The organism is Metapseudomonas resinovorans DSM 21078 (assembly GCF_000423545.1).
Lineage (GTDB): Bacteria > Pseudomonadota > Gammaproteobacteria > Pseudomonadales > Pseudomonadaceae > Metapseudomonas > Metapseudomonas resinovorans.
Genome location: NZ_KE384030.1, coordinates 55,239 through 67,547, shown reverse-complemented (window position 1 = coordinate 67,547; position 12,309 = coordinate 55,239). Strand labels below are relative to the sequence as shown.

Genomic DNA, 12,309 nt, shown 5'->3' with positions numbered 1-12,309 from the left:
CAATGCTGCCAGTGAGGAAGGACTACTTGCTGCGGATTTTTTCGACGATCGCCGTAGTGGAGCTGTTCTCCACCAGGCCAAGCACCCTTACTTCACCGCCGTAAGCGCGGACGATATCGGCGCCGACCACCTGTTCGATGCCATAGTCGCCGCCCTTGACCAGCACATCGGGCTTGACCTGGCTCAGCAGCCGCTCGGGGGTGTCTTCGGGGAAGCTCACGACCCAATCCACTGCACCGAGACCGGCCAGAACGGCCATGCGGCGCTCGACGCTGTTGATCGGACGGCCCGGCCCTTTGAGGCGACTGACCGAGGCGTCATCGTTGACCGCCAGTACCAGGCGATCGCCTTGGGCGCGGGCCTGTTCCAGGTAGGTCACATGGCCGGCGTGGAGAATGTCGAAGCAGCCGTTGGTGAAGACGATCTTCTCACCATGGGCGCGGGCATCCTCGATGGCCAGCAGCAGTTGATCCAGACTCAGCACACCGCGCTCGGAACCCTGCTCGCGCTGCACGGCGCGACGCAGTTCCGGCGCGCTGATAGCCGCCGTACCCAGCTTGCCGACAACGATACCGGCCGCAAGGTTGGCCAGGGCCACGGCCTGCGGCAGCTCTTCGCCAGCAGACAGCGCAGCAGCCAGGGTGGAAATCACGGTGTCGCCGGCGCCAGTGACATCGAACACTTCGCGGGCGCGAGCCGGCAGGTGCAGCGGGGAGTGGTCGGGGCGCAGCAAAGTCATGCCATGCTCGCCACGCGTGACCAGCAGGGCGCCTAGGTCCAACTCCTGCATCAGCGCTGCCCCTTTGGCAACCAGTTCGGCCTCATCGGCGCAGCGACCGACGATGGCTTCGAACTCGTTTAGGTTCGGGGTGATCAGGCTGGCGCCACGGTAGATGCTGAAGTCCTTGCCCTTGGGATCGGCCAGCACCGGCACACCGCGACGACGAGCAGCCTGGATCAGCACCTGGTGGTTCTTCAGCGCGCCCTTGCCGTAGTCGGACAGCACCAGCACCTTGGCTTCGGGCAGCAGGCGCTCGACTTCCGCGGCCAGGGCCTCGGCGTCGGTCTGGAAGGCTTCTTCGAAGTCCATGCGCAGCAACTGCTGGTGACGGCTCATGACCCGCAGCTTGACGATGGTCGGCTGCTCGTTGAGACGCTGGAAGTGCACATCGACGCCAGCGGCGTTGAGGCTGTCGGTAAGGCTGTCGGCTGCTTCGTCGACGCCAGTAATACCCACCAGCATGGCCGGAGCACCCAGCGCAGCGATGTTCAGAGCAACGTTGGCGGCGCCGCCGGGACGGTCCTCGATCTGATCCACCTTGACCACGGGCACCGGCGCCTCGGGCGAAATGCGCGAGGTGCCGCCATGCCAATAACGGTCAAGCATGACGTCGCCCACCACCAGAACGGGGGCCTGATCGAATCGGGGCATGGACAGCTTCATGGGGTCTCCGGACGTCAAAAACGGCGCGGATCATACCATAGCAGCTCAGTTGGCCCGAGGCTCTCGATCGGACGTCGGGCGCACCCAGAACAGCTCGTGGCGGCGTACTGCCTTGCGGAAGAAATCGTCCTGGCCGACCTCGGGCCAGCGTCGGCCCGCCAGTAGCCACTGAATGACACGACGCAAGCGCTTCTTGAACGGCAGGGGCGCCTGCAAATCGTGCTGCATGGCCAGCGCCTGGGCCTTGTCCATGCGGGTAGAAGCCCCGAGCCGGGGACTCCATAACCCATCGGCCGGCAACGGCTCCTGCCGTGGCGGCAGGCTGATGCCGTTGCCTGCAGGTCCCATGGGCCAGCGGTCGTTGTCGTAAAGATGGTTGGCGTACAAGAGCTGGATACTGGGTTGCCAGCCGCTGCACTCGACCGCCTCGGCCAGGGCACGGCTGGCCTGAATGTGGTCGGGGTGCGGGTCCAGTTCCGGATGAGGCAGGACCACTACCTCGGGGCGGAAGCGCTCGAGCAGGGAGGCCAGATCGCCTACCAGGTTGTTCCAGGTCGGCACACCGTCCAGATCGCCTGGTAGTGCCAGGGGATTGAAGCGTCGCACGCTGCGGATATCCGCTTCGCCGGACTCCCGCGACGCGAAAGGCTTGTTCGGCTCGGCTGCCATGGCCGCCAGCTGCATGCAGTAGTACCCCAATTGCACACAGCGACTGGCCGGTACGCCACCCCAGAGCGGCACCGCCAGGCTACTCCAGCTGCGCAGGCGCCCTTTCAAGCGCGCCGCTGCGGCCTTGTCGAGCCCCAGCCTGCGGTAGTTCTGCGCCTCGATCTCACCCTGGGTCAGGGTCACGATACTGACCTCGGCGCAGCGGCTGTAAAGGCCGAAGGCCGCCAGCTCGGCATCGTCGGCGTGGGGCGCGATGATCATCACGCGCCGCGAGGCGTAGTCCGGATTGTCGAAGGCATGCAACCTGACCTCAGGACCCAGGCGACAGAATCGCCCCTGCAGGCGTAAACGTCCCTCGCGCAGGGCTGGTAACAGGCCGGACAGATTGAGATAGCGAAGACCCCGCGCACCACGCTCGAAATCCTGACGATCCACGGACTGGCCGTCCTGGATCAGGACGTGGGGATCCAACCAGTGCCCCAGCCAGGTGCTGCGAAGTTCGACAGCAAGGATCAGCGTGTCGGCGCTAGCTGGCAGTTGGCCTGGGCCCAGCTGCAGTTCGCACTTGTGGATAACGCCTTCGAGGCAAGGTGAAAAGCCGGGAAAATCGTAGCGATAGTCTTCTCGCGGCGAATAGAAGAGATGGTCGGCAAACCAGGCCTCATGGGCGATCCAGGCCAGGACCAACAGCACCGGGAGGCTGTTCCAGTTGCCGAACCAGTCGAGCGCCGCCATGACCAGCAGGGCTGCGACCATGAAGAGACGCTTGCCGCGGCGGTGCCGACGCAGCAGTTGCTGTTTGCGTGTTTCCATTCACTTACACCCGAAATGCGGCAACCCTGTCGCACCAACGATCCTTGTATTCGCGGTCGGCTCGACCGAACGAGTAGCGGAGCATCTTGCCCCTGGCCCGGGCATCCTCCCAGGCGGCCTGGGTATTGATGAAGCTGAGAACGCTACCTGGACTGAGATGGTGCGCACGAGGATCAACGCCGCCGTTGATGTACTCGTAACTGATCCAGTCTGGCGACTCGGCCCTGTACAGAACCTGAACGGCAACCGGGGCGCCATTGAGCAGCAGCAACGAGCCACTGAGGTACTCATGCAACAGCCTGAAGACCTCAGCCAAGTGGCCTTTGCCCGGAACTTCGAAACCCCAGCGTCGTTCGAACAGCTCGGTGTAGATCGCCGCCAGCTCTGCAGGCGCGAAGCCCGCCACTGGCCTCACTTCGCCACCCGCCTCCTCGAAAAGGCGCAGCTCGCGGCGCTGGTTGTAGCGGAATTTCTTCGACCAGGCTTCGGGGGTGCGAGCCATGGCCAGCTGCGCTTTCTGCGGACGCAGGCTGCGGAAACCGGACAGATTGAGTTCGGAGAGATAGGCGCACTCGTGACGAAGCGCGATCCCCGCACCAGGAGCGACCGGCAGTATGACCTCGGCGTTGCCCAGGTCGAACAGGTTGCGCATTCCCTTGCGCTTCAGCACCTGCCGGGAGAGCGCCAGACTCCGCCCCCAGGTAGGAATGGCAGCCTGGAGCTCGCCACCTGCACGGTACCCGAGGTAACGCACTGGAATGCCCGCCAGCGCGGACAAGCGCTCAACGACCTGCGGGTGAGTGATGACGCTGCCGCCAAAACGCTCCCAGACACCACGGTAGGAACCGGCATCGACCGACTCCCATCCGCGCTCCCGGTACAGCCTGAATCTATTGAGCAAAACCTTGCCTTGCCGAGTGAAGACCCGGCCCTTCCTTGATTAGCGATGAAGTGGATGCCGCTCAGCCGGCCTCCGACTGAGCCTCGTCTGCGAACTGGTTGGCATGCAGCCGGGCGTAGTAACCGTTCATGGCCAGCAGCTCGGCATGGGTGCCGCGCTCGACGATTCGTCCCTGATCCATGACCAGGATCAAGTCCGCCTTCTCGATGGTCGAAAGCCGATGGGCGATGACCAGGGTGGTGCGGCCATCCATCACACGATCCAGCGCCGCCTGGATATGCCGTTCCGACTCGGTATCGAGGGCTGACGTGGCTTCGTCGAGCACCAGCACTGGAGCATTCTTCAACAACGCCCGGGCAATGGCCAGTCGCTGGCGCTGCCCGCCGGACAGCAGCACACCATTCTCGCCCACTTCGGTATCGAAGCCTTGCGGCAGCCTGTCGACGAACTCCTTGGCGAAGGCCGCCTCGGCCGCACGCTCGACATCCTCTCGTGGCGAGCCGGCAAGATCGCCGTAAGCGATGTTGTTGGCTACCGAGTCGTTGAACAGGGTCACCTGCTGGGTCACCAGGGCGATGTGGCGACGCAGGTTGCGCAGGCGATAGTCCTCGATGTCGACGCCATCCAGCAGGATTTGTCCGTGTTCATGGTGGTAGAAACGCGGGATCAGGTTGGCCAGGGTGGACTTCCCGCTACCGGAGCGCCCCACCAGGGCGACCATCTGGCCCGGTTCGGCCTCGAAACTGATGTCCTGTAGCACGGGCTTTTCGGTACCGGGGTACTGGAAGCTGAGATTGCGCACTTCCAGTCGGCCACCGACGTGATCACGCTCGACGGTGCCATGATCCACCTCGGACTCCTCGTCCAGTTGCTCGAAGATGCTTTCCGCACCGGCGACACCACGCTGCACCGTGGAGCTGACTTCGGAGAGCTGGCGAATCGGCTTCGGCAACAGACCAGCAGCCGTGATGTAGGCCACCAGATCACCCGCACTGGCATCGCCGCGCAGAAAAAGCACGAGGAACATCAGGGCGGCCATGGCGGTGTAGATCACCAGTTGCAGCATCGGGGTATAGACGGCCGAGGTCTTGGTCATTCGCAGTTGCTTGCGGGTGTTGTCCTCGCTGGCGGCCCTGAAGCGGCCGGACTCGTAAGGCTCACCGCCAAAGCTGCGCACCACCCGATAGCCCTGGATGGTTTCGGAGGCCACATGGGTGACATCGCCCATGGCCACCTGAATCTTCTTGCTCTGCTTGCGGAATTTTTTGCTGGCGCTGCTCACCATCAGGGCGATCAGGGGCAGGATGGCGACCATCACCAGGGTCAGTTTCCAGTTCATCCACAACAGGTAGCCAAACAGGAAGACCACGGTCAGGCCCTCACGGATGACAACCTTGATCGCATCGGTAGCGGCACCGGTGACCATGGTCACGTTGAAGGTGATGCGCGAGATCAGGTGCCCGGAGTTGTGGTTGTCGAAATAGCGATTCGGCAAGGCCAGCAAACTGTTGAACAGCGCCAGGCGCAAGTCGTGGACGAGACCCAGGGAGACCTTGGCCAGGAAGTAGTTGCCCAGGTACGACCCCAACCCCTGCCAGGCGGCGATCAGGATGATCAGCAGCGGTACCGCTTGAAGCAGCTTCAGGTCCTGCAGGTAGGGAACATCGGGGAACAGGACGGCATCGGGATTACTCAAGCCATCCACAAAGTACTTGAGGATGCCGGCCAGCATCGGCTGGGTGGAAGCGAAGATGATGTAGCCGATGATGCTGACCAGGAACATCCCGATGTAAGGGCGGACGTACCCCAGCAGGCGAAGATAGATCTTGAGGCTGGAGGGTCGGGTGGATTCGGGGTGCTGATCGGACATGCGTTCACGCGTCGACGTTGTCGAAAGGTTGCAAAGCTTATCACAGAGGAGCCGGCCCTCCCCGTGGATGCTAAAATGCCGGCCTTTTGCAACGTCCTACCGGTTCGCACAGTGCATTCCATCCCTCTCTTGTCCTGGTTAGTAGCACCTGCTGTTTCCCACTTCGTCGTGCGCCGCTGGCTGGTCCTAGGATACCTGGCACTGCTGACAGGGTTGTTCTGGCTATCCAATGGCAGCCTCTACACCAAGGTCTTCTATGCCCTGGTTGCGTTCCCTGCACTGCTGGCGCTGATACAAAATCCGCGCCGGCTCGGTGTGCTGGTTCGTGAGCCGCTATTGCTGGCCTTCCTTGCCTTTTCCGCCTGGCTTCTAATCAGCCTGACCTGGTCCGGAACGGACAACGATCCCGAAGGGCTGGCCAAACGCCCGCTTTACGTATTCATGCTCTTTGCCAGCAGCGCATTGATTATCTTGGAGGACCGGGAACTCTTCCTGAGGGTGTTTAGAGCAGGCGCGGTGCTCGCTACAGTGGCAGCGCTCGTCAATCTGTTCCTCTATTTTATGGAGCCGCCACCGGACTGGCGCCTGGTTGGTGCAGGGGCGCTTCGCAATCCCCTGTTGACCTCGCACGTGTTCGGCATGTTCTGCGCCTACTGGATCGCGGTGTGGCTGGCCCGGGATGCTCGCCAGGACTGGCTCCCGATCCTCTTCTGCCTGCCGATACTTGCCGCCCTGATGGCAACCGGCTCCCGCACGCCACTAATGGCACTGGCCCTGATGAGCCTCTGGATGCTGATCATGGTGCCGCGCAGGGCGGCTTATCTCGTTGCCGCCGGTATCATCGTCGTTGTCGCCAGTTTCCTCGCGTTTCCGGAATTGCTGCTGCAGCGCGGTGTTTCGTTCCGCCCACAACTCTGGACTGACGCACTTCACCAAGTGGGGCAGCACCTGTGGATAGGCACCGGCTATGACAGCAGCTTTACCTTCCAGGCGGAGGGACTCGGCACCATGCGCGACCCGCACAATGTCGAGCTCGCGGTGGTGTTGGAACTGGGTCTGGTCGGGTTGCTGCTTTGGCTGCTGATGTACGGCTTCGGCCTCTGGCGCTGCCTCAGCCAGCGCAAGCAACCTGGCTTCCAGATTGCTTCAGCCATGCTCATCTATGGGATCGGCGCTGGCCTGACCGAAGGCAGCAGTTTCCTCTCACGCCCCAATGAAAGCTGGTTCCTGATCTGGATCCCACTTTCGTTGGTGGCCGCGCTGTCCATCAGCCAACGCGCACTGGATAAACGATGAAGATCCTGAGCGAGGCCCAACTCGATTCCCTGCTGCTTGGAGCCCAGACCATCGAAGAGGACGGTCTGGGGTTGAAAGTGGCGCGACTTCCGAATGGCGATTTCCTGAAGCTCTACAGGCGCAAACGCCTGCTTTCTTCTGCCCTCTGGTCCCCACCTGCGCGTCGTTTTGCCCGCAATGCGGAGCGCTTGCGGCAACTCGGCATCGCCGCGCCGGTGATCGAAGAGTTGATGCTGATACCCAGCCGAAAACTCAACGCTGTGCAGTATTGCCCCTTGCCAGGGGACACCCTGAGAAACCGCTGGAGAGGGCTCGACGATTCGACAAGGGAGAGCGACGTGGAGCAGTTCGGCGCCTTTCTCGGCCAGCTCCACCAACTGGGTATCTACTTCCGCTCGCTGCACCTGGGCAATGTGCTGAAGCTTCCGGATGGTGGGCTTGGCCTGATCGACCTGTCGGACATGAAAATCGAGAACCGTCCGCTGGCGCCCTGGAAACGCCGCCGCAACCTTCAACACATTCTGCGCTACCAGGAAGACAGCAACTGGCTGCTGCAGCTGCACCGCACAGCCTGGATCAGGGGCTATTCCAGCAGCTGCGGAAAGACTGCGGCCGCACGCTTCAGCCGTGACCTTTCCCGCATCCAGCCCTAGCCAAGCACCAACCGCACCAGGGCTCTGAGGGTTTTGCCGTTCCAGTAGCGCAGCGGGAGCTGGCAGAGAAGGTCGCGAGCCAGCGCCTTGTCATCGCGCGCACACTTGAGCAGCATCGAGTTGATGAACCGCGCGCAGACTTCCGGGTAAGCGGGATGATCTGCGAACCTTGCGTAGGTCTGCATGACCGTCTCGATCATGAATCGCCGGTTCTTGTAGGTGTTGGCACCATGCATACGGTACTTGGCCAGCACGTCCGGCAGCACATCGATGAAGTATCCCGCGCGCGTGATGTTCAATTCCACGAGCAGATCCTCCAGACGAATGCTTGGGTCGAACCCACCCACGGCCTCAAGCGCCTCACGCCGGAACAGCAAGGTGGGCGCCGGCGCCCCCTCCTTGGACGACGTGAAGACATCGTCGAAATCCAGGCGACGGAACGACCGCGCGCGGTCGCGCTTGGCGAGCGCGTGTCCCTGCCCGTCAATATGTTCGATGTTGCCCGCGCAGATTCCGACCTCAGGCTTGCCGTCCATGTACGCGACCTGAATGGCGAGGCGCTCGGGAAGCATGATGTCGTCGGAACCGAGAGGCGCAATCAGGCTGCCCCTTGAACGGGCGATGGTTTCGTTCAGCGTGCGCGACAGCCCCTTGTTCTCCTGCGCGACGAAATTGAAGCCATGGACTTCCTGCAGTCGACGGATACGCGCGACGCTGTCGTCACGAGAGCCGTCATCCACCACCAGCAGCTCCACACGCGGATAGGTTTGGGCGAGAACACTCTCGATGCTGGCCTCGATGTAATCAGCGTGGTTGTAGGAGGAAATGATCACGCTGACCAGTGGCAGATCCTTCGAATCACTCATTGCGTGTTCCTTCCAGCAGTTCCACCAGCAACTCACGGTACTGACGGCGGAAATCCTCGATCGAATGGGCGCGGCAGAGGTACTCGTAGGCACGCGCGCCTTCCGCTGCGCGTGCTTCAGCGGACAGCCCCAGTACTTCGCGCAAGTGCCCGGCCAGGACGACGTGCTGGCCAACGGGGAAAATGCGGCCGCCACAATCCTCGAGGATCGGCTTGAGACTGGGGATATCCGAGCCAATCACCGGCAGATGGCCGCTCATGCCTTCCAGCAGGGCCAGGGGCAACCCTTCACTCAGGGAAGGCATGACGAAGGCGTCGAAGGCACGCACGTACTGCAGTGCGTCATCCCTGGCGCCCAACAGCAGTGCCCGGCCCTGCAGGCCAAGCTCGGCAATCGCAGCTTCCAGTTCAGGGCGAGCCCGACCGTCGCCGATGATCGCCAGCAAGGCATTGGGATACTCACTCTTGATCTCGGCAAAGGCCCGCAGCAGGTGGATATGCCCCTTTACCGGTACCAGGCGGCCGATGGCGCCGAACACGAAGGCATCCGGCGGCAGCCCCAGCATCTCGCGCGCCCTGTCGCGGGGATGTTGCAAGCCTTCTGCACGAGCGATATCGATGGCGTTGTTGATCTGCCGGGTATTGGCCGAGGTGAACCCCGCACCAGCACCGATCAGATAATCGCGCACCGCGCGGGACACGCCCACCAGACGCCAGGCAGGTGTCAGTAGTTGGCGAGCCACCCAGCAACGGAAGGAGCGGTCGTACTCGCCGAAACCATGAGCAACGCCGATGCAAGCGCGAATCCGCAGCCAGCGGTTGAGCAGCATCAGCATGTTCACCGGCTTGAAGCGGTGGGTGATCACCGCGTCATAACCCTCTGCACGGCAATGCCGAAAAAGCGCCCAGAGCGCACGCAGACGTAAACCGCTGACTGCCGACTTGCTGTAGCCAAAATAGATCGAACGCTCAGCCTTGCTCAGCGGCTCGCCGGGACCGGGACGACCACGAAGGAAGGCGGTGGTGACTTCGTAACGGTCGGTCGGCAGGGCCTGAATGATCTGCTCGGCAAGGTCCGAGGCATTGACGTTGTAATAGTTCTGCAATTGCAGAACCTTGATGCGGCGTTGGCTCATACCGGGTTCTTCTTGGGCTTCAGCCAAAGACGCAGGGCCTTGCGGCTGTACGACAACTTGAAAATCACCCGCCAGTCCGTTCGCACTGCCTCGCGATAGTACTCGCGGGCGCTTGCCTGATCGCCCGCAAGCAGACAGGTGCGGAACAGCGACAAGCAGCGTTGAGCACGATAGGCGGGCTTGATCGAATGCAGGCTGGCCGGCAGTTTCGCAAAGACTTCATCCACCAGCGCAAGACCCACTTTGCGAGCTGCTTCGGCGTTGTGGCGCAGGCTGCCGGGGTGCTTGTGGATACGTGCGAGCATCAGGTCGAGGACTTCTACCTGACGCTGGGTCAGGCAGTAGGCGAACACCGGGATGTCCTCGCTGTGTCGCAGGTGTTCAGGATAAGGCCGTTCCAGCAGCAGCTCGCGTAGGAACACGCAGGCGCCGTGGCTGAGGGCGATATTCTTGTCCAGCAGGTAATCCTTCAGCCGTTGCAAAGCGTCGCCGGGAACGCTGCTGGCGGGATGTCCGCGTTCGCGGCCGTCGGGCTGGACGGCGACATGGCCGGCTAGCCAGAGGCCGACATCGGGCTGCTGGCGTAACCGCTCGCAGAGGTCAGGCAGCACATCGGGCGCCAGCTCGTCATCGGCGTCCAGCAACAGGACGTAGTTACCCTGGGCCAGTTTCACACCGTTGTTGCGTGCGGCTGAGGGGCCGGCATTGGTCTGTCGAACGCCCTGGAAGGCCGCACCGTAGCGCTGGCTCAGGGCGGTGAAGACTGCCGGGGTGTCATCGGTGGAGCCGTCGTCCACGACCCAGAGTTCGACCTCCGGGGTGGCTTGGGACAGCACCGATTCCACGGCACGCGGGAGCACGCCCGCGTAGTTGTAGGTAGGGATGATGACGCTAAGCAGCGGCTTAGCCGACATTGTCATACCAGTCCTTGCCTTCCTTGACGACGAGGATGTCTTCCATGATCAGGTACTGCAGGTCCGAGCCGTAGAACATGTTCAGCGCATCGGTGGGCGAACAGATCATCGGCTCGCCGCGACGGTTGAGCGAAGTATTCAGGGACACGCCGTTTCCGGTGAGGACTTCCAGTTCCTTCATCAGGTCATACCAGCGGGGATTGTGGCGACGCTCCAGGACCTGGGCACGGGACGTGCCATCCTCATGCACCACTTCGGCCACGCGGGTCTTCCACTCTTCGTTGACTTCGAAGGTGAAGGTCATGAAGGGCGACGGGTGATCGACCTTGAGCATCTGCGGCGCAACGGTGTCCAGCATCGACGGGCAGAAGGGGCGCCAGCGCTCACGGAACTTGATCTGCTCGTTGATGCGGTCGGCCACGCCGACCGCACTCGGGCAACCGATGATGGAACGGCCGCCGAGGGCGCGCGGGCCGAACTCCATGCGGCCCTGGAACCAGGCCACCGGGTTGCCGTCGACCATGATCTTCGCGATGCGCTGCGGCGTGTTCTCGATGCGCTTGAACACTGGCTTCTGCGGGTGCCTGGCACAGGCGGCAATGACGTCTTCGTTGCTGAACGCCGGGCCGAGGTAGACGTGTTCCATCTTCTCGACCGGCACGCCGCGCCTGACCGAGACGTAGGCAGCGGCACCCACCGAGGTGCCGGCGTCGCCAGACGCGGGCTGGACGAACAGCTCCTTCACTTCCGGACGGGCGATGATCTTCTGGTTCAGCTTGACGTTCAGCGCGCAACCGCCGGCGAATGCGATCTTGCCGGTCTGGCGGATGATGTCGCCCAGGTAGTAATCCATCATCTCCAGCGCCAGTTTCTCGAAAAGAGCCTGCATGCTGGCGGCGTAGTGGATATAGGGGTCGTCGGCGATGTCGCCCTGGCGTTTCGGGCCCAGCCACTCGATCAGCTTGGGCGAAAAATAGAAACCCTTGCCGTTTTCCTTGTAGCGTCGGAAGCCGATGACGTTGGCGTAGTCGGTGTTGATGATCAGCTCGCCGTTCTCGAACTTGGCCAGACGCGAGAAGTCGTACTTGGCGGCGTCGCCGTAGGGCGCCATGCCCATGACCTTGAATTCGCCGTCAAGCATCTCGAAACCGAGGTACTCGGTGATTGCGCCGTAGAGGCCACCGAGGGAGTCCGGATCGTAGAACTCCTTGATCTTGTGGATCTTGCCGTTCTCGCCCCAACCGAAGAAGGTCGTGGCGTACTCGCCCTTGCCGTCGATGCCGAGGATCGCGGTTTTTTCCTTGAAGCCTGAGCAGTGGTAGGCGCTGGACGCGTGGGCCAGGTGGTGTTCCACCGGCTCGATCTTCACCTTCTTGGCATCGAAGCCCAACTGCTCCAGGCACCAGACGATCTTCTTGCGGTAGCGCTTGTAGCGACGGTTGCCCATGAGGATGGCGTCCAGCGCACGATCCGGGGCATACCAGTAGCGCTTGGCGTAGTGCCAGCGGGCCTTGCCGAACAGGCTGATGGGCGCGAAGGGAATGGCCACGACGTCGACGTCGGAAGGCTTGATACCGGCCTGTTCCAGGCAGAACTTGGCCGACTCGTAGGGCATGCGATTCTTCGCGTGCTTGTCGCGCACGAAGCGCTCTTCTTCGGCGGCCGCGATCAGCTTGCCGTCGATATAGAGCGCGGCGGAGGGATCATGGCTGAGGGCGCCGGAAAGGCCGAGAATCGTCAATGCCACG

The 12,309-nt window shown here is 62.4% G+C and carries 10 protein-coding genes; 2 read left to right on the top strand and 8 right to left on the bottom strand.

Annotated elements, in window-relative coordinates:
* Positions 1-22 precede the first annotated feature (22 nt).
* From hldE to msbA, 4 genes are all read right to left on the bottom strand, one after another.
* Positions 23-1,444, bottom strand: coding sequence for a bifunctional D-glycero-beta-D-manno-heptose-7-phosphate kinase/D-glycero-beta-D-manno-heptose 1-phosphate adenylyltransferase HldE (hldE, locus tag G559_RS0123705; protein ID WP_028630611.1), 1,422 nt, complete (start codon positions 1,442-1,444; stop codon positions 23-25).
* Between the two features lie 45 nt (positions 1,445-1,489).
* The gene (locus G559_RS0123700) at positions 1,490-2,926 is read right to left on the bottom strand and encodes a PIG-L deacetylase family protein (protein WP_028630610.1); all 1,437 of its coding nucleotides are present in this window, start codon (positions 2,924-2,926) and stop codon (positions 1,490-1,492) included.
* A gap of 4 nt (positions 2,927-2,930) precedes the next feature.
* Complete coding sequence (locus G559_RS0123695; protein WP_028630609.1) at positions 2,931-3,827, bottom strand: GNAT family N-acetyltransferase; 897 nt, start codon at positions 3,825-3,827, stop codon at positions 2,931-2,933.
* A 61-nt stretch (positions 3,828-3,888) separates the two neighbouring features.
* Complete coding sequence (gene msbA, locus G559_RS0123690; RefSeq protein WP_028630608.1) at positions 3,889-5,697, bottom strand: lipid A export permease/ATP-binding protein MsbA; 1,809 nt, start codon at positions 5,695-5,697, stop codon at positions 3,889-3,891.
* A gap of 111 nt (positions 5,698-5,808) precedes the next feature.
* Between msbA and G559_RS31035 the strand changes: the two genes are divergently transcribed.
* The gene (locus G559_RS31035; protein WP_245586538.1) at positions 5,809-6,993 is read left to right on the top strand and encodes an O-antigen ligase family protein; all 1,185 of its coding nucleotides are present in this window, start codon (positions 5,809-5,811) and stop codon (positions 6,991-6,993) included.
* Entirely contained in the window at positions 6,990-7,646 is a 657-nt protein-coding gene (locus tag G559_RS31030; RefSeq protein WP_028630606.1) for a BUD32 family EKC/KEOPS complex subunit, read from the top strand. The genes G559_RS31035 and G559_RS31030 overlap by 4 nt, the downstream gene beginning before the upstream one ends.
* Here G559_RS31030 and G559_RS0123675 read toward each other — a convergent pair.
* From G559_RS0123675 to G559_RS0123660, 4 genes are read right to left on the bottom strand one after another with little or no spacing between them, the layout of a single operon-like run.
* Positions 7,643-8,512 (bottom strand): glycosyltransferase, encoded by an 870-nt coding sequence (locus tag G559_RS0123675; protein ID WP_028630605.1) that lies wholly within the window; start codon positions 8,510-8,512, stop codon positions 7,643-7,645. The two genes, G559_RS31030 and G559_RS0123675, sit on opposite strands and share 4 nt — an antisense overlap.
* Positions 8,505-9,647 (bottom strand): glycosyltransferase, encoded by a 1,143-nt coding sequence (locus G559_RS0123670; RefSeq protein WP_028630604.1) that lies wholly within the window; start codon positions 9,645-9,647, stop codon positions 8,505-8,507. Before G559_RS0123670 ends, G559_RS0123675 begins: the two co-directional genes overlap by 8 nt.
* Positions 9,644-10,567: a glycosyltransferase family 2 protein gene (locus G559_RS0123665; protein ID WP_028630603.1), complete on the bottom strand. Its 924-nt coding sequence runs from the start codon at positions 10,565-10,567 to the stop codon at positions 9,644-9,646. Before G559_RS0123665 ends, G559_RS0123670 begins: the two co-directional genes overlap by 4 nt.
* Entirely contained in the window at positions 10,551-12,308 is a 1,758-nt protein-coding gene (locus G559_RS0123660; protein WP_028630602.1) for a carbamoyltransferase family protein, read from the bottom strand. The genes G559_RS0123665 and G559_RS0123660 overlap by 17 nt, the downstream gene beginning before the upstream one ends.
* Position 12,309: the final 1 nt, after the last annotated feature.

Bases quoted from the DNA above. Each gene is read 5' to 3' on its own strand.
- hldE (WP_028630611.1), bottom strand. From the start codon at position 1,444: ATGAAGCTGTCCATGCCCCGATTCGATCAGGCCCCCGTTCTGGTGGTG.
- G559_RS0123700 (WP_028630610.1), bottom strand. From the start codon at position 2,926: ATGGAAACACGCAAACAGCAACTGCTGCGTCGGCACCGCCGCGGCAAG.
- msbA (WP_028630608.1), bottom strand. From the start codon at position 5,697: ATGTCCGATCAGCACCCCGAATCCACCCGACCCTCCAGCCTCAAGATC.
- G559_RS31030 (WP_028630606.1), top strand. From the start codon at position 6,990: ATGAAGATCCTGAGCGAGGCCCAACTCGATTCCCTGCTGCTTGGAGCC.
- G559_RS0123675 (WP_028630605.1), bottom strand. From the start codon at position 8,512: ATGAGTGATTCGAAGGATCTGCCACTGGTCAGCGTGATCATTTCCTCC.
- G559_RS0123670 (WP_028630604.1), bottom strand. From the start codon at position 9,647: ATGAGCCAACGCCGCATCAAGGTTCTGCAATTGCAGAACTATTACAAC.
- G559_RS0123665 (WP_028630603.1), bottom strand. From the start codon at position 10,567: ATGACAATGTCGGCTAAGCCGCTGCTTAGCGTCATCATCCCTACCTAC.